A 22,189-nucleotide genomic window follows, 5' to 3' on the forward strand; every position below is an offset into this window, starting at 1 on the left:
TTCCCCGGTGCCGTGCGCCGCGGTCGCTCAGAACGAGATCCTGCGCAGGACGCCGAGCGAGGTGAGAACGTACACGGCGACCCCCACCGCGGTGAGCCCGACGAACGCCGACCCCAGCAGCACGGGATCGGCCACGATGTCGCTGAGCCCCGAACTCGCCAGGTACCGCGCGACGCCCAATCCCGTCAGCAGCCCCGCCGCGAGCCCGGCGAGCACGCTGATCGACGCGATGGCCGCCGCTTCGATCGCGACCATCGCCGTGATGCGGCTGCGGCGCAGGCCGATGCGAGTCAGTGCCCGCCACTCGTCCCGCCGCCCGGCGTTGAGTACACCGAGGACGACGGTGAGCGCGAGGAGCAGCCCGATGCCGGACAGCACGGAGAGTTGCTGCAACGCGTCCAGGATCTGTCGGGACTCGCGCGCCTGCTGGACCTGGTAGTCGCCGATCGACCGCACCACCGCAGTGGGGGCCGCCCGGGTGAGCGCGTCCTTGACCGCCGCCTGTCCGGGAGCGGTCACGAGTACGTACGCGTAGGCGGCGTCGGGGCGCGCCGCGATCACGAAGTCCCCCAGTGTCGGCGCGTCGCGGTACACGCCGCCCACGCGGTACTCCCGGTCACCGATCTCGACGGTTCCGTCGGTGCGGACACCGGTCCGGGCGGCCGTGGTCTCGGAGAGCAGCGCCGTCTGCGGTGCGATCTCTTCGGTGCCCTCGCGCAGGTCCACGAGCAGAGCCCCGGCGCGGAGGGAACCGTCGATCGCGATGCCGTTCAACGGAGTCCCTGCGGCGGTGGTGGGCAGGGGGCTCACCGCGACCACCGCCCCGGGGCCGGGAACCGCCCGCAGTGCGGCCACGTCCCGGTCGTCGATGGTGAAGCCCGCCTGGGGCTCCGCGACGAACTGCGCGCCCACGTTCGCGTCGATCTGTCGGGCGATCGAGGCCGAGGTCGATGAGGCGAACACGGAGACCACGGCCACCAGGCCGGAGACGAAGACGAGGAACGCCACGACCACTCCGGCCTGTGCGCGGGCCCGGGCGATACCGCCGAAACCGAACCAGGGCAACAGCACACCGCGGAACGTTCCGACGCTACGCAGCCGGCTGACCAGGGTCAGGAGCGGCGAGCACAGCGCGTACGTCCCGACGACCAGGAGACAGTGTCCCACCACGATCCAGGTGACGGCACCGTCGATCGGACTGAGAACGAGTCGTCCCCCCGCGACCAGGAGCGCGACGCCGGCGACGAGCCCCACGCCCTGCAGGAGCCACCGCCGCCGCGGCGGGCCGTGATCGCCGCGCCGATCGGTACCCGAGCCCGCAACGAAGGCGCCGGTCAACACGACCGCCACGAGTGCGGTGGAACCCAATAGAGCCGGAGGGGTGGCGCGCAGCCGCTGCACCGTGAACGTGCCCAGTGCTGTCCATCCGGAGGGAACGGCGGCCGCGATCACGACGAACACCGCGACGGTCGCGAGGGCGGAGAGCGCGGTCAGCGCGAGTATCTCCACGCCGAGGATCGTGGCCCGGGTACGCCTGGGAACCCCTATCCGCCACAGGATCCGCATCTGCGGGCGGTGATTGATCGCGAGCAGCGTGGCGGCGAACGCCAGCGCCGCCAGCAGGCAGGCCGCGGCGATGACGGCGAACAGTTCGGCGATCGTCTTGACGAAGCCCGTGGCGGCCACCTGCGTCGTGGCGATCGCCCCGACGTAGTCGTCGCGGGGCGTGATCCGCGTACCGGGGGCCTGGATCATCCCGGCCCGCGCGGCGGAATCCTTTCCGGCGACCGCGATCACGGCGTACTGATCATCGGATCCCAGAAGGGATCTCGACAATGCGGGATCGTCCACCGCGAGCGAGGTCGTCGTGGAGCTGAGCGCCGGCCGGGCGATCACTCGGTGCCGCTGCCGGTCGGTTCCCATGACGTCGAACGAGCCCGGGCCGTCGCCACGGGTGAGCCGTGAGGTGTCCGGCGGCAGCGGACGTTCGGCGCAGTCGCCGCGTGCCGCCCGATGCCGTCCCGGGATCGATGTCGCGCCCGGGGTTCCCGGCTCCACCAGAACCTCGCCCTGCACCTCGCCCACCGTGCATCCACCCGTCGTCGCGCCGGCCGCCGCCGTCGCGGGGATCGGTGCGTCTGCAGTCACGATCAGGTCGCCGTCGGGCACGGTCGCCGACACCGTCGTGCGCGTCGTCGTGCGCTGCTCGTCCCACAGGGTGAGGGGCAGGGTGATCGCGATCTGCAGCGCGAGCGCGAGCACCGCGATGAGGATCACCTGGCTGCGGCTGCGGCGCAGCAGCCGCCACGCGGTGGGCGCCGCGACGCCCCTCCCCGATGTCACGGCGCGACGCTCCGCTCGGACAGCTCGATCACCTCGGCCGCCGTCGGTGCGTCGAGGTTGTGCTCGATCCGGCCGTCGCGGATGAGCAGCACCCGGTCGGCGATCTCCACGAACTGGGGGTCGTGGGTCACGGTGAGCACGGTGATGGCGTGGTCGTCGACGAAACGCCGCAGGATGGAACGCGCTCGGCGTGCGTTTCCGGAGTCCAGGGCGCCGGTCGGCTCGTCCGCGAACAGGATGTCGGGTTCCCCGAGCAGTGCCCGTGCGCAGGCGACGCGCTGCTGGGTACCGCCGGACAGTTCCTCGGGTGTGTGATCGAGGTACTGTGCGATGTCCAGGTCCTCGCAGACCGCGACGACGCGCTGCGGGTCGATCGCACGGCCGGCCGCGCGCATCGGCAGAGTGATGTTGTCCCGCACCGTGAGCGCCGCGAGTAGTCCGTAATCCTGGAAGATGTAGCCGAACCGGCGGAGGCGGAAGTCGGCGAGCGCCGACGGCGAGAGGGCGTAGAGTTCCCGGTCGCCGGTCCGCACACTGCCGGACGTCGGGGTGTGCAACCCGCTCAGGGACGTCATCAGCGTCGTCTTGCCCGACCCGGACGGTCCCATGATCACCGTGAGGGTCGCCTCGGGGATGTCGACGTCCACGGCGTCCACGGCGAGGAACTTCTCGCCGGCGTTCTCGAACGCAACCGTCATGCCGCGGCACTGAATCGCCGTTGCCATCGGGATCTCCCTACTCCTGGACGGATTCGACGAGCAGCATTCGAGTCAGCGGGTTGGTGCCGAGGCCGCTCGCCCGCCACGGTACGTCGACGACGCCGGAGGCGCGTCCGCCGTCCGGCGGATGCACATCCCACGAAAGTCGGTAGTCGAGGCAGCTGCCGCCGGCACCGCGTCCGGCTTCGGCGCGAACCTGGAGGACGGTGCCGGGCGTCACGTCGATCGGCTCGGGTAGGGGCACGATCACGGGGAACCAGCTGGTCTCCTGGGTGAAGCTGTCCACCACCGCACCACCGATCGTGACCCGCACGCTCAGGAGCAGTGAATCGAGCGAGCCGGAGGTGATCGCTCGCAAATCCGCCGCGCCCGTGCGATGTTCGGAGTGAAGGCCGCGGTAATCGCCCACTTCGATCACGCCTCCCGCGGTCAGCACGCCCTCGTGGATGTGCGGCCCGACGACGCACAGCCGCGGATCGACATCGGCGCCGTCGATGTCGCGGAGTTGATCGAGGTAGGGGATGGCGGTCGGTGGGAAGGCGGGCAGGTGTCCGGCTGCTGCGCCGGCCCAGCTGTAGCCGCGGACCTCCGTCTCCCAGCCGCCGGGGAGGACGACGAGGCCGGGATTCCCGAGTCGGGCTACTTCGGCGCCGATCGTGTCGGCGGCCCCTTCACTTCCGCCGATAGTGCCGACGACCTCGGCGACCAGGACGTCCACGTGCCCGTCGTGGCGGATGTACTCCTCCGGGGAGAGTATCGAGACCCGGTCGCCGCGCCCCTCCTCGGCGATCAGCCGTCGTGCCGCTTCACGCACTTCAGGAAGTCGTTCCACGGCAATCGATCGCGCGGCACCGAGGTCGTCCGCGAGCCTCGCCCATGGGGCGAGCGCCCCGCAGCCGAGCTCGACGACGGTGCTGTCGGCCCGGACCGAGGCGCGGAGCCCCGCGGTGAAGGCGTCGACCCTGGGCCGGTCGGCCATCATCGTCTCGTAGGCGGTGGCGTCGTAGATCGGATACTCGCCGACAGAGGGGAACACCAGGCCGCGGCCCAGCCGCTCCTCGGGATCCGCTACACGCCAGGGGGGACCCACGGTCACCGTCATGTCAGCCCTTCGTCGGTGGGACTCGTCCGCCCGGAGTCTGCATGCGGGTGCCCTGCAGCGCCATGGGCTCCCCGTTTGGACTCCTACTTTCGGTGGATAAGTCCCGATCGGTGAGGAGCGGATGGTCCACGCCGATCGCAGCCGGACCATCGCTCGGACAGCGGCGCCGTGCGCTGCGCAAACGCGGAGACTCCGGTCACATTCAGGGTGGATCATGCGTATCCCCCGAATCGGTGAACCCGTGGTGTACACCTTTTGAAATCAGAACGATCCGAGCAGGTCAGGAGCCGTGATCGCGTCGCCCGGTCGGCGGACTCCTGATCCGGGGCTCAGCGATTGTCCGCCTCCGCGGCCGCCGTTAGTTTCGCGATCGGCGGGTGCCGCCCGTCGTCACGAAGGAAGAACTCGAAAGGAATTCACCATGATCGACGTCACCGACATCAACTCGCTGCAGGCGATCGAGTCGCACTCGGCCACCTCCGAGCTGCTCGCCTCCGTCTCGAGCAGCGGCTGCTGATTCGGCCCCTCTCTGCGGCGGGCGCTCGGTCCTCGCGACCGAGTGCCCGTCACCGAGTTTCAGTAGCCCACTTCGTGAGAAGGGAATCGACACCATGCGACTGGTGCTGTTCGGCACGGGCGCGCTCAATGCTTGTCACCTCCCACTCGGCGTCAGTTGGCATCGGGCGAACCGCCCCGCCGACTCCCTTCGTATCGTGCTCAGCCCGCAGGCCACGCGGTTCGTCTCGCCGCTGGCACTGTCCGCGTTATCCGGTCGCGCCGTCGCCATCGACGATTGGGATGACCCCGGATTCGCCCACGACGGAACCGCGCCGCACACGGCCGTTCTCGCGGACGCGGATGCCGTGCTGATCTATCCCGCCACCCTCAACACCCTGGGCCGTCTCGCCCGGCTCGACGCCGCGACGCCCATGCTCAACGCCTTGCACTGCACTGACGCGCTGATCGCGGTCTCACCCAATCTGCCGCCGGGGGCCGAGCGTAATCCCGCTGTCCAGCAGGCGTTGTCGTCTCTCGGAGAACGACCGAACGTCCTGCTCATCGACGGTGTGGTCCGGCCCGGCGTGTCCACGGGGGCGGACAGCGTCGTCAGTCCTCCTTTCTGGGAGGTGCTGCCGCTCATCGAATCCAGGATCGCGACAGGCGGAGTACGGCCGGAGCGCGACCCGGTCGCGCCCGAGCACCCGGAGTCCGGATACGGAATGAAGGTGAGTCAGTAGATGCGCGACTACCTCTCGACTCTGGCTCACCCGGTGTTCTACGGGCCCCTCGCGCAGTGGCACCTGCGCCGGCCCGAAATCTTCTCGCCCGAAGTGCCGCGCGGCCCGGTCGCTCTCGACTCCGTGCCCGGCACCTGGACCCGTACCCAGAAGGGGCCCTGGACCCTGCTCGAGCCGAAGGGGCACGAACTCGCGCCCCAGGGGTGGAAGATCCACCTCGCGCCGGCGGTCCCACACGCCGAGGCCGCGCTCGCGCGCACCGCCGAGTACTGCGTTCGGCACGGGCTGGCTTTCAAGGTGCTCAGTCGGCTCGAGTACGTCTGGGCCCTCAACGGCAAGTACGCGCCACGCCCCAGCAGCGGTAAGTCTCTCGTGATCTACCCGGATGTCGACGATCCGAGCACGATCGCAGCCGATCTGGCCGCCCTGCACCGCGGTGTCCCGGGACCTCGCGTGCTGAGCAGTCACCGTGTCGCAGATTCGATCGTGCACCTGCGGTACGGCGGTTTCCTGGCCAGGTATACCGCAGATGCGGACGGCGAGCCGCTTCTCGCGATCCGCGATACCGCTGGACGGCTCGTACCGGACGTCCGCGATGTCGTGCCCCGTACCGTTCCTGGTGTCCCGATACCCTGGATCCTGCAGCGATCCGAGCCGTTCAGTGGCGAGGGCTCTGCGGCCGAACACACGTCGGGACGCGAGTACCGGGTACACGGAGCGCTGCACTACTCGAACACCGGCGGGGTCTATCGCGCTGTGGAGAAGACCTCGGGTGCCGAGGTCGTACTCAAGGAGGCCCGGCACCACACCGGGTACGACGCCGCGATGGCCGACGCCTCCACTCGTCTTCGGCGGCAGGCGGAGGCGATGGCCGCCCTCGCCGGCATCCCCGGGGTGCCCGGCGTGATCGAAACGTTCACGCAGGGCGGAAGCGACTTCCTGGTCTACGAATTCGCTGCGGGATCGACTCTGCAGGAGTGGGCCGCCGCACGTCATCCGGGACTGCTGGTGGACGGCGCCTGTCGAATCGACCCGGACCGGTCGGACGAGTACGTCACCGCCGTGGACGGGGTGCTTCGGGATCTTCGCGAATTGGTCTCCGAGATCAACGCCGCGGGCTACGTGATCGGCGACCTGCATCCGGGCAACGTGATCGTCGCACCGGACGGCCGCCCCTGGCTCGTCGACCTGGAAGCTGCGCGCACCCTCGATGAGGACCACCCGAATCGCGAGGGACCGGCCCGGTTCGTCGGCGCGGCGGGGTTCTTCGACCAGCATCGGTACGGCATCGATCTGGACGACTACGGGCTGGCCGCCACCGAGTTGTACGTGCACAATCCGGTCGTGGCGCCGGCCGGGTACCTCCCCGGTGCCCTTGCGCGGTCGGTGCACCACGCCCGCCGGGTGTTGGGCCGGGACGAGCCGTGGGCCGCTGACCTCAGCAGTCGATTGGGGGACCGTGACGGCATTCCACTCGAACCGGAGTGCGCCGTAGCGGAACTGCTCGCCGGGCTCGCGGAGACCTGGGTGGAGGCGGACGGTCCGTTCCGCGGCTCCCCGGTCTCCACCGAACCGTTCCTGGACGTTTCCATCGGGCACGGTCCCCCAGGCGCCGCATACGCGCTACTCGCCACCGGGACCGCCCCGAACGAACTGCCGGCCGTCTACGCCGCGTGGCTCGACACGCACGTCGACGGCTTCGGGCCGCTCGGGGCGGGACTACTCGACGGCTGGGCCGGGAACGTGGTCGTCGCCGAGGCCGCGGGCATGCTCGACCACGCGGACTTCCTGTACGACAGGCTGATCCGGGTGCTCGACCCGCGCACCGCGCCTCTGCGCCTGCGGTCGGGACTCGCGGGCGCCCTGGCCCTTGCGCTCGGTCGGCGGGGCCGCTCGCCGGGTGACGAGGTCGAGCGGTACGCGGACGTGCTCGCCCGGCGTGCGAGCGACGAACTCCTCGATCCCCGTGTGCCGGGCGGGGGCGGACTGCTCGACGGCCGAGCGGGCGTCTCCCTGATACTCGGCCGGGCAGCGGTCGCCCTCGACAAGCCCGACCTGATGGACACCGCCGGACAACTGCTCCGCCAGGAGATCGACGCGTATGTTCCGCATCCCTCGGGCGCGCTGTTCCACCACGACGGTGCACACAGGATCCTCGGCTACCTCGACCGCGGAAACGCCGGCACCGTCCTCGCTGCCGCCGAGTTGCGGGCGGAGATCGACGCCTCCGACGACGTGCTCCGGCGAATCCTGCAGGGTGCGTGCGCTAACGTCGGCGTTTCCCCGGGCCTGTATCGCGGCTTGTCCGGAGGCCTGGCCGCATTGGGGCAGTTGCAGCGTTCCGGCCGCGCTCCCGGCGAGGTGGACCTGCTCGGTTCGATCGCGCGCCAGGCGGACGCCGTGGCGTCGTTCCTGGGACACGGCCCCGACGGGCGCCTGCGCAGCCCAGGGGAACTGGCGGTTCGAGCCTGTTCGGAGTACGCCACCGGCGCCGCGGGGATCGCACTGGCCCTGACCGCTGCCACAACGCGCCCTGCGGCGCAGTGGTTGCCGGGGGTGTTCTGACATGCGGCGCGGAACAGTCGTAATAACGGGAGGATCGCGCGGCATCGGCGCCGAGACCGTGGCGATGCTCGCCGCCCGCGGCCACGACGTCGTCTTCTGCTTCCGGGAGAAGGAGCGCCGTGCGGAGACCGTTCGCGCGCGAGCGGCGCTCGGGTCCCCGGCGGTCGACGTGGATGCCGTGCGGGCCGACATCACCACCGCCGCCGGGCGCAGGGCGTTGGCGAGGGCATGCGCTGCCCGGGCACCGCTCGTCGCAGCCGTCCTCAATGCGGCAGGTGGCATGGAGGTGCAGGATCCGTGCTACGCCGAGCTGCTCAACGCCGACGCCCAGGTGGCCGTGTTGGACGCCTTGGACGGGTTGTTCGTGCCGGCGGCGACCGTCGTCTTCCCGACCAGCCTGCAATCCCATCGGTACGGCCGGATCGAAGAGTTCGATTCCTACCGCCGCGTCGCGCGTTCCAAGAACCGCGGTGAGCGATTGGTGCGCGAGCACTGCGCCGTAGCCGGCCGGAAGAGCGTGGTGGTGGTGAGCGACATGGTCGAGGGCTCGCCCGCGGCGCTGCTGATGGATATGCGGGAACCCCGGGCCGCGGAGGAGCGTCGCGAGGCCGCTCGCCGGACCGGCGTGCAGTTGCCCACCACCACCGACGTCGCCCGACATCTGTCCGCCGCCGTCGCCGATGGCGGTCCGGACACCGTCTTCGTATCACCGGTACCACCCCACAACCCCATTCGCGAACGAGAGGGAGCGTGATGACAGCGTCGTCGATGGAATTCCTGGACGCCCGCGCGGCCGCCGCGACCGCGGGCAACACCCTGGCCGATGCGATCGAGGCCCGCGCCGACCAGGTGGTCGCGGCGCTGCGGCCAATCGCGAGCGACGCCAGCATCCACATAGAGATCAAGGACGCCGTGGCGCTGTTGCGCACCGCTGACGCAGAGGCGGATCGCTACGTGCTGGCCGACCCGGCGACACCCCTGCGCGCCTACCTCCCGGCGAACAACGCCCTGTACAGCGCGGCGCTCTTCGTGTTCCTGCCCGCGCTGTACCTCGACGACGTGATGGCGCGCCCGTCCGCCCGCAGCAAGGCGCAGTACTTCGCCCTGCGGGACATCCTCGGCGACGCCGTGCCCGCCACCGCACGGCTGGTCGACTACTCACAGCGCGAATTCGCGGACCTGTCCGCCGGCGCCGCGGTCGTCTTCAACGGGCGGCCCGAGAACGGAATGAGGTTGGTCGACGTTATCAACCCCACGGTCTTCCTCGGTTTCGGTGCCGGGCCGAATCCGGCGCTGATCGGCCCCGATTGCCGGGGCGCCGTGCTCGGCGAGGCGGTGGAGGCGGTGGTCGCCGCGCGGCTCTACAACAACGGTGAGGACTGCCTGTGTCCGGACCTGGTGTTCGTGCATCGCTCGGTCCGCGCCGAATTCGTCGATCGGCTGGTCGCCCGGCTGCGCGAGGTTCCCGTGACCGGTGATCGCGGAGTCCCAGGGTTGATCAACGGCCCTCTGGCCGCGGCGGATTCGGTGACGGGGCTTGCCGGACAGGTCGCCTGTTTCGCACGCCGCGAGCTGTGGCGCGGTGACGGCGTCGATACGCCGGATCACCATCCGGTCATCGTGCGGGAGGCAGCCCTCTCCGACGTCACCGCGGATATCCCGGAGTACTTCGGCCCCGTCTTCGACCTGGTCACCTACGACCGCTTCGAGGAGGTCGAGGCCGCGCTGTCGGCTCCGGATCGGATCGCGGACGGGATGTACGTGTGGGGGTACGGCGAACCGGGCCTCGATGGCCGCGAGCGGCTCGGTACCGGCCGCGTGATCGGCCCGACCACTCCGTTCGAGGCCGAGTCCGGGCACGCCCCGTTCGGCGGCTGGGGCCGCCGCGCCTCATGGGTGTCCGTGGGCGGAGCGGCACCGGCAGGGCGCCCCCTGCTGCTCGCCGACGAACTGGCGGCGCAGCGATGACGGCGCCCGTCATCGCCGTCGGGCAGGGGGTGTCGACCCGCGTGACCGGTGTGACGCTCCTGAACTGGCCGAGTGCGGTGGGGAGGGTGATCGCCGACTATCTGAGGCGACTCGACGCTTCTCACGAGAAGCTCGGCGCGGTCCTGGTTCTGGCCTCACCCGACCTCCTGGATTGGGCGGCGGGTGAGTACGTCGCGGCGGAGCGTGCGGCCCGTCCGACCCTGCCCACCGAAGTGCTGAACGCCGACGGCTGCAGAGCGTTCGGCCGCGCCACCAGGCTCGGCTGGAGCGGCGCCGCAATGGCGCTGTCCTGCTCACCCGACGACGCCGGCCGGATCGGAGCGGCCGTCGCCCGGACGTCCCGTGCGCGGTACAGCGTGATCGTGGAAGCCCGGGCAGGAGTCGACCTCGGCGGGGGGACGGAAGGTGTGACCTTCGATGTTCTGGTCAGGAGTGCCGACCATGCCGGATGATCGCGCGGTACTCGCACCGGCGGACCCGGGCGGATTGATCGAGGCGTACGAGCGTGCCCGCACCGAAGGGATGCCGCTGGTGCTCGGGACCGCGGTGCAGCAGGCAGCGACCTTCGGCGCGGCGGCGTCACGAGGAGTTCCGCAGGTGATCCGGCTGGCGGGTCCCGCATCCGGCGCCCTCGTCCTCGCCGCCACGTCGGGTACCGGCGGACGCTCCAAGTTCGTTCCCTGGTCCGATGAGGTTCTCGACTACCAGGCGACCGCCACGGCCCTGCGGATGGGCACCGGTCCCGATACGCGGTACGGCCTTGCACTGAGCCCCATCAGCGCTTACGGCTTCTCGGTGGTCAATCTCACGCGCCGCCTCGGCGGCAGCCTGCGGGCCTTCGCCGCGACCGACCACGTCGCGATCACCAGAGCGCTGCTCGACGGACGGATCGACACCCTGGACACGATTCCAGGGGTGTGGCGCTACCTCGCCACCACCGCCACCGGGGAACCGGCGCTCTCGGCGGCCCTGCGACGGCTGACCGTCCGCGGCGTCGGCGGAGAGGTCGTGCCGCACGCGTTGCTCGACCGGTACGAGGCGATGGGGGCGCCGCTCCACAACGGCTACGGCCTCACCGAGGCCGGGCCGAACGTGAGCATCTCCTGTGGCGATGGCTACGGTCGACGCACCGTGGGCACTCCGTTGTCCGGCACGGACGTGAGGGTGCGCGAGGACGGTGGTGTCCTGGTCCGCGGCCCCGGGGTGGCGGGGGCGGTATTCACCAGGGGCCAGGGCGCCGCGCCCGATCCCGCCGTGGGGGCGGACGGATGGCTCGACACCGGAGACATCGGTGCGCTCGACGCGGGCGGCCGTCTGACCATCGTCGGGCGCGCTTCCGGATTGTTCGCGGGTCACGGTCGCAAGGTGCACGCCACGGTGATCGAGGAAACCGTGCGGGATCTCGTGTCCGAGGAAACCGATGTGGTTGCGCTGCAACTCGACCCCAATGGAACAGGGACCCCGCGTGTGGTGATCGCTCTGGTCGGCGATGCCGGCGCCGAGCGACCGGTCGAACCGGATTCGCGTCAACGCGGCCTGCCGGTCGAGTTCCGCGTGCGCGATGTCGTGCACGTGTGCAGGTCGGATACGGCGCGCACCGCATCGGGAAAACTGGATCGGAATCACCTGGCGGCGTTGGTGACCCGCGCTCTGCAGGTGCGGGAGGAGGAAGCATGCGAGCGCGTGTCTTAGCCTGGGCCGGCCGGTACCCCCGGATCGACGAGATCCCTGGAACGGCGGTGCCCTTCCGGGGATCGAACCGCGTGATCGAGGCTCCCACCGACGCGGATCGCGGACAGCTGGTGCGGGATTGCGTCGACGCGGTGCTGCACGAGGCAGGAGGAACCCCGCCCGCAGTGGTGCTCACCGCCGCACAGGCGCCCGGGAGCATGTGCCCGGGAAACCTGGACGAGTACGGAGATCCGGCCGCCCGTCTGAGTCCTGCGCTCGACGGGCTGCCCGAGACGCTCGTGAGCCACGCCTGTGCGTCCGGCGGGCTCGCCATCGCAGTGGGGGCGTCACTCGTCGAATCCGGTGACGCCCGGCGTGTTCTGGTGCTCGGGGCGATGCGACCGCGATTCATCGAGTCCGCCGCCTTCGACAGTGCGGGGGCACTGTCCGCCGCTCCCTTCTGCCGTCCGTTCGACGCCGCCGCGGACGGCACCGCGTTGGGCGGATTCACCGGTGCCATGCTGCTCGGCGCGGGCGACAGTGGCCCGGAGATCGCGGGTACGGGCGTTCGTACCCTCGGCAGCGGTGCGCAGTCCGACCGCGACAGCCAGGCCGAGTGCATGCGCGCAGCCATCGACCACTCGGGCGGGTTCCCGGACTTCGTTGCCGCCCACGCCACGGGGACGGTACACGGAGACAGGGTCGAGCTGGATGCCGTGTCGGAGGTGGCCGCCGCCGCGCAAACGATCCTCCCGGTCACGTCCTGCAAGGGGGCGCTGGGGCATTCCGTGCACGCCGCCGGCCTCGCATCCGCGATGTTCGCGCTCGAGGCGCTCGCTTCGGGCACGCTCCCCGGAACCGCCCATTGCACCGATCCACTCGTCGCTGAGCACGCCGCAGTACTCACCGAGAACGAAGAGGTGCTCGACTCCCCGGCGACGACCGCTCTGGTGAACGCCTTCGGGTTCGGTGGCAGCTCCTGCTCACTGCTCTTCCACTGGGATCGTTCGCCCGAGTGACCCCATCCCCGTATCGAAAGGAAACACCATGTCCGACACGCACATCACCACCTCCGACATCACGGCGGACGCGGAGGCGTTCCGTCGCCTGGTGGCCGAAGAGGTCGCGCGGATCAATGACCTCGACGCCGACGAGGTCTCCGTGAGCCCCGACGATTCGCTGGTCGACGATCTCGGACTCGACTCGCTCGGCATCCTCGAACTGGTGCTCCAAGTGCAGAACCGCTACGCGGTCGAGCTGCCGGAGGACAGGGTGCGCGAGGCGGAGAGCGTCGCGCAGTTCTGGGCACTCCTGCGTGAGCGCGCGGCGGCCTGACCGTGCCGATGGTGAACCCGGTACTCGACACCGCATCCGCGGCCGCCGCCGTACGCGTGCTGGTCGCGAACCCGGGGTCCCTGGTGACCTCTCGCGGCCCGCAATGGGTCGAGGAGGACGCCGCCCGCGCCATGCTGGCGGACGCCGCCATCTCATTCCTGGTGGACGGAGACGCGGCCGTGGTCCTCGCCGAGCGTATGCAGACCCCGGGGCACTTCCGGTTGTCCGTCGCGGTCGCGGACGACGACTCGATCACCGCGGCGGTCCTCGACGTCGCGCTGCGGGATGTGTCGGCCTTTCTCGTCGCCTCCGTCGACACGGTGCGGATCGACCTCGTGTTCGGGGTCTACAACGAGCGGTTCGTCGAATGGGCGCTGGCGGCCGAGGGGGTGCGTTTCGAGGGGGTGCTCTCGGACGCGTTCTACGCCGGCGGCCGGCACTGGGAGGGCGTGATCGCCGCGATCACGGGCGACGACCTGGACGAGTTCCGCTCCGGCGGTGCCGCATCCCGCGAACGCCGGATCGTCGACCGGTTACGCGACCGGATCAGAGAGGACCTGCGGCGGCACGGAGCGGAGGTGCCGGGGTGATCCGCGGAATGTGGACGGAGCTGACAGTGGGAACGGACCGAAACACGCACCGGCTCAACGGTGCCGATGAATTCGTCCGCGCCGTCCACGACGCCGATGCGCGCACACTGTTCGCGGGCTCCGGCGTCGAGCAGTTCACCTGGACCGACGAACAGGCGGACGGGCATGTCGGGGGCGCGATCCTGCGGCGCGACGATCCGGACCGCCGCGTGATCGGCGTGTACGACCTCGCGTGGGCCGGCGCCGGAAGGTTCGGGCTCGGTGTGGTGCTCGCCGATCCGGAGGATTGGGGGAGGGGGCTCGGCATGGACGCGATGACAGCGGTGATGCGACACGTCTTCTACCACGAGGGCGCACGGACTTTCGCAATGGCGGCCGGCGTGCACAACTTCAACACCGCCCTGATCCTGGCGTCGGGGAAGATCCGGCCGGAGGCGTTGTGCGCGGCATCCATCGTGGACCGCGGAAGGCTCACTCTTCTCGCTCTGGGAGCGATGAATCGCACGGAGTTCGAGGAGGCGGGGTACGGCCCGCCGCCGCTGAGCGATCGCCTGTGGCGCGATGCGCGCGCCGCGGCGGGGTCCCGATGACCGCCCCGGAGTCCGTCACCGTGACCCAGCCGATGATCGATGCGTTCGCCGAGATCACCGGCGATCGGCAATGGATCCACACCGACGTCGACCGCGCGGCTCGCGCCGCGGCCGGCGGCACCGTCGCGCACGGCATGCTCGTGGCGTCGCTGATCCCGCCCCTGGCCGCGGATTCGATCGACGACTTCGCCGAGGTCCGGGCCTTCACCGGTAAGCACCCGGAGGTCGAGGTGATCAACCTCGGCGTCGACAGGTTGTCCTTCGCACACCCCGTGCGGCCCGGGACCGTCCTGACCGCGGAAGCGCGACCGCGCCGTGTCGAGGAGCGGGGGTACGAGGTGGACGTGGCCGTCGACGTCACGGTGTGGCTGGTAGGCGAGCGGCGACGGATCGCTGCGGCCGGCACGCTCCGGCTCCGGTACCGGGCGGCCGGCGCATGAGCACCGTGTGGGACCGCTGTGCCGAATTGCTCGGCTCGTCGCGACTGTTCGCGGGAGTGGCCGGCGACGATCCCGGGCTGCTGGACGCGGCGGTCCTCGCCGGCGCTCCGGTCCTGCCGTGTCGCGACCAGCGCACCGCCGCGTTCGCCGCCGCGGGCGCTTCGATGGTGTCCGGAGCGCCGGCCGTGCTCTGTACGCACAGTGGCCCGGACCTGCTCAACGCGCTCGTCGGCGTCTCCGAGGCGTACAGCGCCGGCGTCCCGATGGTGGTGGTCACGGCGACCCTCGGCCACGCCGAAGTGGGCCGCGGCGCCTTTCAGCACTTCCCTGTCCAGGACCTCGGTCCAGGTCTTTTCCACTGGGTGCACCGGGCTGTCGACGAGGCCGATCTCTACTGGGCGCTGGGCCGTGCCGATCGCTTGGCACGCGCGGCGAGCGGTCCCGTTCACGTCGTTGTCGACGGCGCAACCGGGGCGACCGGTGCAGCGGTGGCGCCGCCGCCCCAGCCGGAGGAGCAGATCCCGCCCGCGGTCGCGCCGGAGACAGCAGCGCACATCGCCGACACGCTCGCCGACGCGGAGCGGCCGGTGCTCGTGCTGGGGGGTGGTGCGCGCGGCGGGGACCCGGACGATCTGACTCGGATCGCCGACGGCACCGGTGCGGTCGTGCTCACCACCGCCTCCGGCCGCGGCGTCTTCCCCGAGTCGCACCCCCGCTTCGCCGGGCTCCTGGGGCTCTACCTCGCTCCTGAATCACGCACCGCGCTCGAGGCCGCGGACGAGATCCTCGTCGTCGGAAGCAGACTCGAGGAGACCGCGCGGATGGGGTGGACACCGGGCCCCGCTGCGCGGATCACACAGGTCGACACCGACCCGCGGATGATCGGGCGGGCTCACCCGGCGACCGCCGTCGTCGCTGACGCCCCAGCCCTCGTCCGCGCGGTGGCGCGAGCCGTCCCCGGGGCGTCGCCGGACCGCCATACCTGGGATGGGTTGCAGCCCCACTCCACTCATGCCGACGAGCGGAGCAGCGTGGCGCTCACCGCTCCGGCCTTCTTCCGGGTACTCGGGACGCGGCTGGCGGATTCGGACGTGGAGGTGCTCGCGCAGGAGAACGGTCTCGCCGATCTGTGGGGCTACTACGCGCCCGTGTTCCGGCTGCCGCGTGGTGTGCGTCCCCTGGTTCCGGGCGAGCAGACCGCGCTCGGTTTCGGCCTCGGCGCGGGGCTGGGTGCTGCGATGACGGGGCGCAAGGTCTTGGCCGTCGGCGGTGACGGGGCGTTCGGCATGAACGTCGCGACACTGTCGACGGCGATCGAGAACCGTGCGACAATCGCGTTCGTCGAGCTGATCGACGGGGGATTCGGCTGGCCGTCGACGACTCGGGCCTGCCGAGACCGACTGGTGGATTTCCGGGTGCCGAGCGGTGCGGCAGCGCTGGCGGCGGCGACGGGAACGCCGGTGTTGCACGTGACGATCGCGGAGGAGCTGCCGGACGCCATCGAGAACATCCTGGGGGAGACCGGTCCCGCCCTACTGTGCGTCCACCTCGATGCCCGGCGGACGTTTCCCCCGCCGAGTACGTGGCCGTCATGACCAGGCGGCTGCCGACAGGGGGAACGCGTGAGTGTTGTGCATCCGCGGCACCGGGTGATGAGCACTGCGGTGGGAAGGGCGATCATGCGCAGTGACGTCGGCCAGGCCGCCCTGACGCCGGTATTCGCGGCGTTCTGCTCGGTGGCGCTGGCCGCCGTTCAGCACGCCATGGGCGTCGACATGCCGTTCCTGCGGATTCCGGAGCGGCTGTCGGCGGCTCTGTTCGTGCTCGCCGCGATGGTCGTGGTGTCAGCTCTACGAAACAGTCACCCGGAGGAGGCCTTCCTCGGGTCCGCGGCGCTCATGGCGGTGCTCGTCTTCGTCACCGGAGTCCCCGAATTCTGCGCCACCCCCATCTGGTGGCTCGCCATCGTCAACCTGGCGTCGCAGGTGCGTGGCCGCAGACTGTTGGTGCTGGCGCTGATCGGCGTGGCCGTCGGCATCGCGGTCGGCGCCTCGATGCCGGGCGACGCGCCGTCGGGACTCACGCTGAACGTGGCCGCGAACACGATCGTGATGTTCGGAGTGTTCCTGCTGATCGGGATCACCATCGCGCGAGGGCGCCAAGTGGCCGACCACAGCGTTCGGGCCCTGCGCTCCGCCCAGGACGAGTACGAGGAGCGGCTCGCCCGTTCGATTGAGGACGAGCGCCGGGAGATGGCCCGAGAACTGCATGATGTCGCCGCGTTCCACCTGACCGGCATGCTCGTGCAGGCGCGAGCGGCGGAGGCCGTCTACGACGCCGACCGCGATCGCGCACGAGACCTTCTCTCGGGGGCGATCGCGCAGGGCCAGCGCTCGCTCGACGGTCTGCGGCAGATCGTCGAAGTCCTGCGCTACGCAGAGGATCCTCACCCGCAGCCCACCATCTGTGCGATTCCGGCGCTGGTGGAGCAGGTGGCGCCGTCGTTCCCCTCGGTCAGGCTGCATTTCGACGTCGACGAGTCGGCTCTGGAGGAGATCGACAGCGGCACGCACCTGACCGCGTACCGGATCGTTCAGGAATCGGTGGCGAACGCGCTCCGGCACGCGCCCGGGGAGACGGTCGACGTGCGAGTGTGGACCGCCGACGACGTGCGGATCGAGGTCCGTAACAGGGTGCCGCGGCAGCGGAAGTCGACCGAGCGGCGCGGGTTCGGTCTCGCGGGTATGCGCGAGCGGGCGAGCCTGCTCGGTGGCCGCGTAGTGGCCGGGTTCGACGACGGTGACTGGGTGGTGCGCGCACAACTTCCGCGGTTCGGTGGCGCGGCGGAGTGGTCGGGGGCTCCCCTGTCGCGGTCGGGGGCGTCGTGACCGTGCGCAATCTGATCCGTGTGCTCATCGCCGACGATCAGCCGGTGGTGCGGCAGGGATTCGAGCTCTTCCTCTCCGCGGATCCGGGCATCACCGTGGTGGGGCACGCCCACAACGGTGTCGTCGCGGTCGAGGCTGCCACCAGGCTCCGCCCGGACGTCGTCCTGATGGATGTGCGGATGCCCATGCGCAGTGGGTTCTGGGCGTCCCGCGCGATCCTGTCCGAGCCGGACCCGCCGCGGGTGCTCATCGTGACCACATTCGCTCTGGACGAGTACCTGTTCGAGGCGCTCGACCTCGGTGCGTCGGGCTTCATCCTCAAGGACAGTGAGCCGAAGGAACTGGTAGCCGCGGTGCGCAACGTCGCCCGCGGTGGAGTCGCGGTCTCACCCAGGGTCGCGCCGCGGCTGGTCGCCGAGTTCGCTCGCCGCAAGCCGGGAAAGGGTTCCGCGGCGGTCCACGCGCCGGACCCCGGTCTGTCCGACCGCGAACTGCAGGTGCTCGGTCTACTGGTGCAGGGGATGTCGAACGACGAGATCGCTCAGTCGCTGCACCTCGAGGCCAGCACCGTCAAGAGCCATGTGGGCAACATATGCCGGAAGGTCGGGGTGAAGAACCGCGTCCAGGTGGTGGTGTGGGCCTATGAGACCGGGGTTGTCCACCAACTGGACGCGGGACGGACCTAACCCGCGGCGAAACCGACGGTGCGGCTGTCGGCGGTGCCGATCTCGACGTACGCCAGGCGCGTGAACGGGACGAGGTACTGCTTGCCCTTCTCGTCGTTCAGCTCGAGGATCTCGCTGCGGCCCGCGAGGGCCTCGGTGACGGCCTTGCGCACGTTCTCCGCCGAATCATTGCTCTGCACCACGAGTTCGCGGTTCGAGTCCGCGATACCGATCTTGATCTCCATGGCACGAGGTTATCCGCCCGGGCCGCCCGCGGTCGCGCCGGTTCTGCTGACAGCAGCCGGGCGGTGCCCGTCAGCCGAGGCCGAGGGTGGCCATCCGCTCGGCGTGCCGGGTCTGCAGAGATTCGAAGAACTGCGTCACGCCCGGCAGGTCGGCGGAGGCCTCGAACAGGAGCGCGGCCAGCTCGTCGCGGGTGGCGAGCACCTCCTGCGCCTGCGTGATGGCCTCGGACAGCAGCCGCCGGCCCCACAGCGTGAGCGGCGACCGCAACGCGGGATTGGTCGCGAGCGCCTCACGGATCCGGTCCACGACGAAGCCGGAACGTTCGGTGTCGGAGAGCACCTCGCTGACCACCGCGCCGGGCCCGGCGGGCAGTGCGCGGGCCACCTCGCTGTAGAAGTCGGCGGCGAGGCCGTTGCCGATGTAGGCCTTGACCAGGGCCTCGTTCCAGTTCCGCGGCGTGGTGCGGGCGTGGTAGCGGGAAATGACGGGCTCGAACGGTGCGGTGGCCTCCACCACGTCCAGGCCGCGGGCGGCGAGCTCGGCGGCGAGGTCGTCGAAGTGCCGCATCTGGGCGGCGGCCATCGAACCGATGGCGATCCGGCCGCGGAGGTCGGGGGACATCTCGGCCTCTCTCGCGAGCCGTTCGAAGGCTGCGAGTTCGCCGTAGGCGAGGACCGCGAACAGCGCCGCGACCCCGGGGTGCTCGGCGGTCGTTCCCGGGTCCTGCAGCTGATCGCTCATGCGCTCATGCTAGTGGGGACGGCGCGACGGGGTACGATGGTCGGGTGCGATCGATTCGATCGCCGGTATGTTGTGCGCGCACTCCGCCCTCCATCGGGGCGTCGACAGGGCGATGAGCGGCCGAGCAGGCCGCCGTTCCATTGGCCGCGATATGTGCGCGCGAGGAAGTAGAAGCGACACATTCGCCGCCAGTGAAAGGCTGAAACCCATCACCACCGCATCGCAGAACAACGACATCCACACCGAGCCCGCCACCGAAGCGGGCATGCCCGACGTGCACGTGATCGGCGACGATCACGTCTCCCCGTCGTTCGCCGAGCTCGGCGTCGACCAGGCCATCGTCGACGCCCTCGGCAAGCGCGGTATCGAGCGCACCTTCGCCATCCAGGAGCTGACGCTGCCGCTCGCGCTCGCCGGCAACGACCTCATCGGCCAGGCCCGCACGGGCATGGGCAAGACCTACGGTTTCGGCGTCCCGCTGCTGAACCGGCTCGTCACGCAGGCCCGGGCCGAGGTGGGCGAGGACGGCCTGCGGGCGCTCGACGGTACGCCCCGCGCCCTGATCATCGTGCCCACCCGCGAGCTGTGCGTGCAGGTCACCGAGGATCTGGAGCGCGCCTCCGACGGCGTCCGGGTGCAGACCACCAAGGGCGAGCGCGACCTGAAGATCACGTCCATCTACGGCGGCCGTCCCTACGAGTCGCAGATCGAGGCGCTGCAGAAGGGCGTCGACGTGGTCGTCGGCACCCCGGGGCGCCTGCTGGACCTGGCCAACCAGGGGCACCTGGTTCTCGGCAAGATCCAGATCCTGGTTCTCGACGAGGCCGACGAGATGCTCGACCTGGGCTTCCTGCCGGACATCGAGAAGGTCCTCGGCATGGTTCCCACCGACCGCCAGACTATGCTGTTCTCGGCCACCATGCCGGGCCCGATCATCACGCTGGCCCGCACCTTCCTGCGCCGGCCCACGCACGTGCGCGCCGAGCACCACGACGATTCCGCCGTGCACGAGCGCACCACCCAGTACGTGTACCGCGCGCACGCGCTGGACAAGGCCGAGCTGGTGGCGAAGGTCCTGCAGGCCGAGGGCCGCGGCGCCACGATGATCTTCACCCGCACCAAGCGCACCGCGCAGAAGGTGGCCGACGACCTCGCCGAGCGCGGATTCAAGGTCGGCGCCGTGCACGGCGACCTCGGCCAGGTGGCCCGCGAGAAGGCCCTGGGCAAGTTCCGCGACGGCTCGATCGACGTGCTCGTGGCCACCGACGTGGCGGCGCGCGGCATCGACATCGACGACGTCACCCACGTCATCAACTTCCAGTGCCCGGAGGACGACAAGACCTACGTGCACCGCATCGGCCGCACCGGCCGCGCGGGCAAGACCGGCATCGCCGTCACCCTGGTCGACTGGGACGAGCTGCACCGCTGGGAGCTCATCGACAAGGCGCTGGGCCTGGGCAAGCCGGAGCCGGCGGAGACCTACAGCTCCAGCGAGCACCTGTTCACCGACCTGGGCATCGACCCGAAGGTCAAGGGCCGCCTCCCCGGCGTCCGCAAGCGCGCCGAGGGCGAGATCGTCGAGCGCAAGCCGCGCGAGAAGCGCGAGAGCACCCGCACGCGCACCCGGACCCGGACGCGGGGCGGTCAGAAGGCCGACGGTGCGCCGCAGGCCCCGAAGGCCGACAGGGCGGCGTCCGAGGGCGCACCGTCGACCGCCGCCGACGGCGAGGGCGGCGCCCCGCGCAAGCGTCGCCGTCGCCGCCGTTCCGGCGCGTCGAAGGCCGAGGGCACGGCCGGCACCGCCGCCGAGTAGGTCCCCCGAACGACGGACCCCGTGATCACCGATCGGTGGTTACGGGGCCCTCGTGTGCGGTGGGACCGTGAACGGCATGACCGCAACCACATCGGCGCCTCCGTCGCGCCGCATCGCGTCGCTGGACGTGGCCCGGGGGATCGCGATCCTGGGGACCCTCGGCACCAACGTGTGGATCTTCACCGAGCCCTCGGGCATGGTCGGCTACTTCGACACGGTGGGCGCGGAATCGCTGCCCATCCGGGTGCTGCAGACCCTCGCTCAGGGCAAGTTCCTGGGGCTGCTGAGCCTCATGTTCGGTGTGGGCCTGGCGATCCAGCAGGCCTCCGCGGCGCGACACGACCGCCCGTGGCCAGGCCGCTACTGGCGCCGAGCCCTGGTGCTGTTCCTCGACGGCCTCCTGCACTTCCTGCTGGTCGCCGAGTTCGACGTGCTCATGGGGTACGCGATCGTCTCGTTCCTGGTGTCGGCGCTGCTGATCCTGCGGCCCGGGGTGCGCAACCGGTGGGTGATCGGTGCCGTCGCGATCCACCTGACCGTCGTGGCGCTCGCGGTGATCGGGATGCTGCTGCCCTCGGGCGGCACGGCCACCCCGTCGGACGCGCGCGGGGACTTCAACCCGTACGCGGACGGTTCGTTCCTCGACCTGGTGGCGTTCCGCATCGATCACGCCCTGCTGTTCCGCGCGGAGACGATCTTCATGATCCCGCTGACGATCGCGATGTTCCTCACGGGGGCAAGGCTTTTCCAGTCCGGTCTGTTCGAGGACGACGGTGCCTCGCTGCGTCGCAGGCTGATGCTGGCGGGCGGGATCGCGGCGCCGATCGATCTGGCCCTGGGGATCGCGGGCGCGCCGCTCGACATGGCCGGACCGGCGGTGTTCGTCGGCCGGTACGTCGTCGCGCCGGTCGTGGCGCTCGGGCTGCTCGGGGTGATCGCGGAGTTCTACCAGCGGCGCCCGGTCGGCCGGGTGGGCTCGGCTATGAGCCGGATCGGGACCACGGCGTTGAGCTGCTACGTCCTGCAGAACCTCATCGCGTCGGCGCTCTGCTACGGCTGGGGGCTCGGCCTGGCCGCGCGGTACGGCGGCGAGCACCGGCTGCTGTTCACGGCGGCGGTGTACGCGGCGGTGGTGGCGTGCCTGATCGCGGCGTCCGCCCTGTGGACCCGGCGCTTCCCGCGCGGGCCGATCGAGATGATGATGCACCGCTTCGCCTGACGGGCCGGTGCGTAGCGCGGACCGTCGGGAGAGGG

The 22,189-nt window shown here is 70.6% G+C and carries 21 protein-coding genes; 16 read left to right on the forward strand and 5 right to left on the reverse strand.

Annotated features, from left to right (window positions below; all coding sequences use genetic code 11):
• Positions 1 to 27: 27 nt before the first annotated feature.
• The 3 genes from BN39_RS11925 to BN39_RS22270 are packed head-to-tail and all read right to left on the reverse strand — an operon-like array spanning position 28 to position 4,164.
• A complete protein-coding gene (locus BN39_RS11925; protein WP_019202634.1) occupies positions 28 to 2,343 on the reverse strand; it encodes a hypothetical protein in 2,316 nt (771 codons plus the stop codon).
• Positions 2,340 to 3,041 (reverse strand): ABC transporter ATP-binding protein, encoded by a 702-nt coding sequence (locus BN39_RS11930; protein ID WP_019202635.1) that lies wholly within the window; start codon positions 3,039 to 3,041, stop codon positions 2,340 to 2,342. The genes BN39_RS11925 and BN39_RS11930 overlap by 4 nt, the downstream gene beginning before the upstream one ends.
• 37 nt (positions 3,042 to 3,078) lie before the next feature.
• The gene (locus BN39_RS22270; RefSeq protein WP_019202636.1) at positions 3,079 to 4,164 is read right to left on the reverse strand and encodes a hypothetical protein; all 1,086 of its coding nucleotides are present in this window, start codon (positions 4,162 to 4,164) and stop codon (positions 3,079 to 3,081) included.
• Positions 4,165 to 4,775: 611 nt separating this feature from the next.
• On the opposite strand from BN39_RS22270, the gene BN39_RS11945 reads away from it, so the two are divergent.
• The 14 genes from BN39_RS11945 to BN39_RS12010 all read left to right on the forward strand — a co-directional run bounded on the left by BN39_RS11945 (position 4,776) and on the right by BN39_RS12010 (position 18,156).
• Complete coding sequence (locus BN39_RS11945) at positions 4,776 to 5,402, forward strand: flavoprotein (protein ID WP_081586009.1); 627 nt, start codon at positions 4,776 to 4,778, stop codon at positions 5,400 to 5,402.
• Positions 5,403 to 7,967: a hypothetical protein gene (locus BN39_RS11950; protein WP_019202639.1), complete on the forward strand. Its 2,565-nt coding sequence runs from the start codon at positions 5,403 to 5,405 to the stop codon at positions 7,965 to 7,967.
• A gap of 1 nt (position 7,968) precedes the next feature.
• Positions 7,969 to 8,721: an SDR family NAD(P)-dependent oxidoreductase gene (locus BN39_RS11955; RefSeq protein WP_081586010.1), complete on the forward strand. Its 753-nt coding sequence runs from the start codon at positions 7,969 to 7,971 to the stop codon at positions 8,719 to 8,721.
• A complete protein-coding gene (locus tag BN39_RS11960) occupies positions 8,721 to 9,935 on the forward strand; it encodes an aldehyde dehydrogenase family protein (protein ID WP_019202641.1) in 1,215 nt (404 codons plus the stop codon). Before BN39_RS11955 ends, BN39_RS11960 begins: the two co-directional genes overlap by 1 nt.
• Positions 9,932 to 10,408, forward strand: a complete 477-nt coding sequence (locus tag BN39_RS11965) for a hypothetical protein (protein ID WP_019202642.1) — start codon at positions 9,932 to 9,934, stop codon at positions 10,406 to 10,408. Before BN39_RS11960 ends, BN39_RS11965 begins: the two co-directional genes overlap by 4 nt.
• 34 nt (positions 10,409 to 10,442) lie before the next feature.
• Complete coding sequence (locus BN39_RS11970; RefSeq protein WP_159103244.1) at positions 10,443 to 11,648, forward strand: AMP-binding protein; 1,206 nt, start codon at positions 10,443 to 10,445, stop codon at positions 11,646 to 11,648.
• A 71-nt stretch (positions 11,649 to 11,719) separates the two neighbouring features.
• Positions 11,720 to 12,646 (forward strand): beta-ketoacyl synthase N-terminal-like domain-containing protein, encoded by a 927-nt coding sequence (locus BN39_RS11975; protein ID WP_159103245.1) that lies wholly within the window; start codon positions 11,720 to 11,722, stop codon positions 12,644 to 12,646.
• Between the two features lie 28 nt (positions 12,647 to 12,674).
• The gene (locus tag BN39_RS11980; RefSeq protein ID WP_019202645.1) at positions 12,675 to 12,962 is read left to right on the forward strand and encodes an acyl carrier protein; all 288 of its coding nucleotides are present in this window, start codon (positions 12,675 to 12,677) and stop codon (positions 12,960 to 12,962) included.
• 8 nt (positions 12,963 to 12,970) lie between these two features.
• Positions 12,971 to 13,552: a hypothetical protein gene (locus BN39_RS11985; RefSeq protein WP_019202646.1), complete on the forward strand. Its 582-nt coding sequence runs from the start codon at positions 12,971 to 12,973 to the stop codon at positions 13,550 to 13,552.
• Between the two features lie 26 nt (positions 13,553 to 13,578).
• Positions 13,579 to 14,142 (forward strand): GNAT family N-acetyltransferase, encoded by a 564-nt coding sequence (locus BN39_RS11990; RefSeq protein WP_148281472.1) that lies wholly within the window; start codon positions 13,579 to 13,581, stop codon positions 14,140 to 14,142.
• Positions 14,139 to 14,582, forward strand: a complete 444-nt coding sequence (locus BN39_RS11995) for a MaoC/PaaZ C-terminal domain-containing protein (RefSeq protein WP_148281473.1) — start codon at positions 14,139 to 14,141, stop codon at positions 14,580 to 14,582. Before BN39_RS11990 ends, BN39_RS11995 begins: the two co-directional genes overlap by 4 nt.
• Positions 14,579 to 16,177 carry a thiamine pyrophosphate-binding protein gene (locus BN39_RS12000; RefSeq protein WP_019202649.1) on the forward strand — a complete coding sequence of 533 codons (1,599 nt, stop codon included), beginning with the start codon at positions 14,579 to 14,581 and terminating at the stop codon, positions 16,175 to 16,177. The genes BN39_RS11995 and BN39_RS12000 overlap by 4 nt, the downstream gene beginning before the upstream one ends.
• A gap of 84 nt (positions 16,178 to 16,261) precedes the next feature.
• Complete coding sequence (locus BN39_RS12005) at positions 16,262 to 17,470, forward strand: histidine kinase (protein ID WP_040766225.1); 1,209 nt, start codon at positions 16,262 to 16,264, stop codon at positions 17,468 to 17,470.
• Positions 17,467 to 18,156: a response regulator gene (locus BN39_RS12010; protein WP_371190619.1), complete on the forward strand. Its 690-nt coding sequence runs from the start codon at positions 17,467 to 17,469 to the stop codon at positions 18,154 to 18,156. The genes BN39_RS12005 and BN39_RS12010 overlap by 4 nt, the downstream gene beginning before the upstream one ends.
• Here the strand turns inward: BN39_RS12010 and BN39_RS12015 are convergent.
• Both BN39_RS12015 and BN39_RS12020 read right to left on the reverse strand, forming a co-directional pair.
• Positions 18,153 to 18,380 carry a DUF3107 domain-containing protein gene (locus tag BN39_RS12015; protein WP_019202652.1) on the reverse strand — a complete coding sequence of 76 codons (228 nt, stop codon included), beginning with the start codon at positions 18,378 to 18,380 and terminating at the stop codon, positions 18,153 to 18,155. The two genes, BN39_RS12010 and BN39_RS12015, sit on opposite strands and share 4 nt — an antisense overlap.
• A 70-nt stretch (positions 18,381 to 18,450) precedes the next feature.
• Complete coding sequence (locus BN39_RS12020; RefSeq protein WP_019202653.1) at positions 18,451 to 19,122, reverse strand: ferritin-like fold-containing protein; 672 nt, start codon at positions 19,120 to 19,122, stop codon at positions 18,451 to 18,453.
• A 265-nt stretch (positions 19,123 to 19,387) separates the two neighbouring features.
• Between BN39_RS12020 and BN39_RS12025 the strand changes: the two genes are divergently transcribed.
• A complete protein-coding gene (locus tag BN39_RS12025) occupies positions 19,388 to 20,935 on the forward strand; it encodes a DEAD/DEAH box helicase (RefSeq protein ID WP_019202654.1) in 1,548 nt (515 codons plus the stop codon).
• A gap of 76 nt (positions 20,936 to 21,011) precedes the next feature.
• Complete coding sequence (locus BN39_RS12030) at positions 21,012 to 22,154, forward strand: DUF418 domain-containing protein (protein WP_040767726.1); 1,143 nt, start codon at positions 21,012 to 21,014, stop codon at positions 22,152 to 22,154.
• The last annotated feature ends 35 nt before the right edge of the window (positions 22,155 to 22,189 follow it).

This window comes from Tsukamurella sp. 1534 (assembly GCF_000312385.1).
Taxonomy (GTDB): domain Bacteria; phylum Actinomycetota; class Actinomycetes; order Mycobacteriales; family Mycobacteriaceae; genus Tsukamurella.

What these genes read in the sequence shown, in the direction of transcription:
- BN39_RS12000 (WP_019202649.1), top strand. Translation starts at nt 14,579, where the DNA reads ATGAGCACCGTGTGGGACCGCTGTGCCGAATTGCTCGGCTCGTCGCGA.
- BN39_RS12020 (WP_019202653.1), bottom strand. Translation starts at nt 19,122, where the DNA reads ATGAGCGATCAGCTGCAGGACCCGGGAACGACCGCCGAGCACCCCGGG.
- BN39_RS11985 (WP_019202646.1), top strand. Translation starts at nt 12,971, where the DNA reads ATGGTGAACCCGGTACTCGACACCGCATCCGCGGCCGCCGCCGTACGC.
- BN39_RS11960 (WP_019202641.1), top strand. Translation starts at nt 8,721, where the DNA reads ATGACAGCGTCGTCGATGGAATTCCTGGACGCCCGCGCGGCCGCCGCG.
- BN39_RS11965 (WP_019202642.1), top strand. Translation starts at nt 9,932, where the DNA reads ATGACGGCGCCCGTCATCGCCGTCGGGCAGGGGGTGTCGACCCGCGTG.
- BN39_RS11945 (WP_081586009.1), top strand. Translation starts at nt 4,776, where the DNA reads ATGCGACTGGTGCTGTTCGGCACGGGCGCGCTCAATGCTTGTCACCTC.
- BN39_RS12015 (WP_019202652.1), bottom strand. Translation starts at nt 18,380, where the DNA reads ATGGAGATCAAGATCGGTATCGCGGACTCGAACCGCGAACTCGTGGTG.
- BN39_RS22270 (WP_019202636.1), bottom strand. Translation starts at nt 4,164, where the DNA reads ATGACGGTGACCGTGGGTCCCCCCTGGCGTGTAGCGGATCCCGAGGAG.
- BN39_RS12030 (WP_040767726.1), top strand. Translation starts at nt 21,012, where the DNA reads ATGACCGCAACCACATCGGCGCCTCCGTCGCGCCGCATCGCGTCGCTG.
- BN39_RS12005 (WP_040766225.1), top strand. Translation starts at nt 16,262, where the DNA reads ATGCGCAGTGACGTCGGCCAGGCCGCCCTGACGCCGGTATTCGCGGCG.
- BN39_RS11930 (WP_019202635.1), bottom strand. Translation starts at nt 3,041, where the DNA reads ATGACGGTTGCGTTCGAGAACGCCGGCGAGAAGTTCCTCGCCGTGGAC.
- BN39_RS11980 (WP_019202645.1), top strand. Translation starts at nt 12,675, where the DNA reads ATGTCCGACACGCACATCACCACCTCCGACATCACGGCGGACGCGGAG.
- BN39_RS11950 (WP_019202639.1), top strand. Translation starts at nt 5,403, where the DNA reads ATGCGCGACTACCTCTCGACTCTGGCTCACCCGGTGTTCTACGGGCCC.
- BN39_RS11955 (WP_081586010.1), top strand. Translation starts at nt 7,969, where the DNA reads ATGCGGCGCGGAACAGTCGTAATAACGGGAGGATCGCGCGGCATCGGC.
- BN39_RS11995 (WP_148281473.1), top strand. Translation starts at nt 14,139, where the DNA reads ATGACCGCCCCGGAGTCCGTCACCGTGACCCAGCCGATGATCGATGCG.
- BN39_RS12025 (WP_019202654.1), top strand. Translation starts at nt 19,388, where the DNA reads ATGCCCGACGTGCACGTGATCGGCGACGATCACGTCTCCCCGTCGTTC.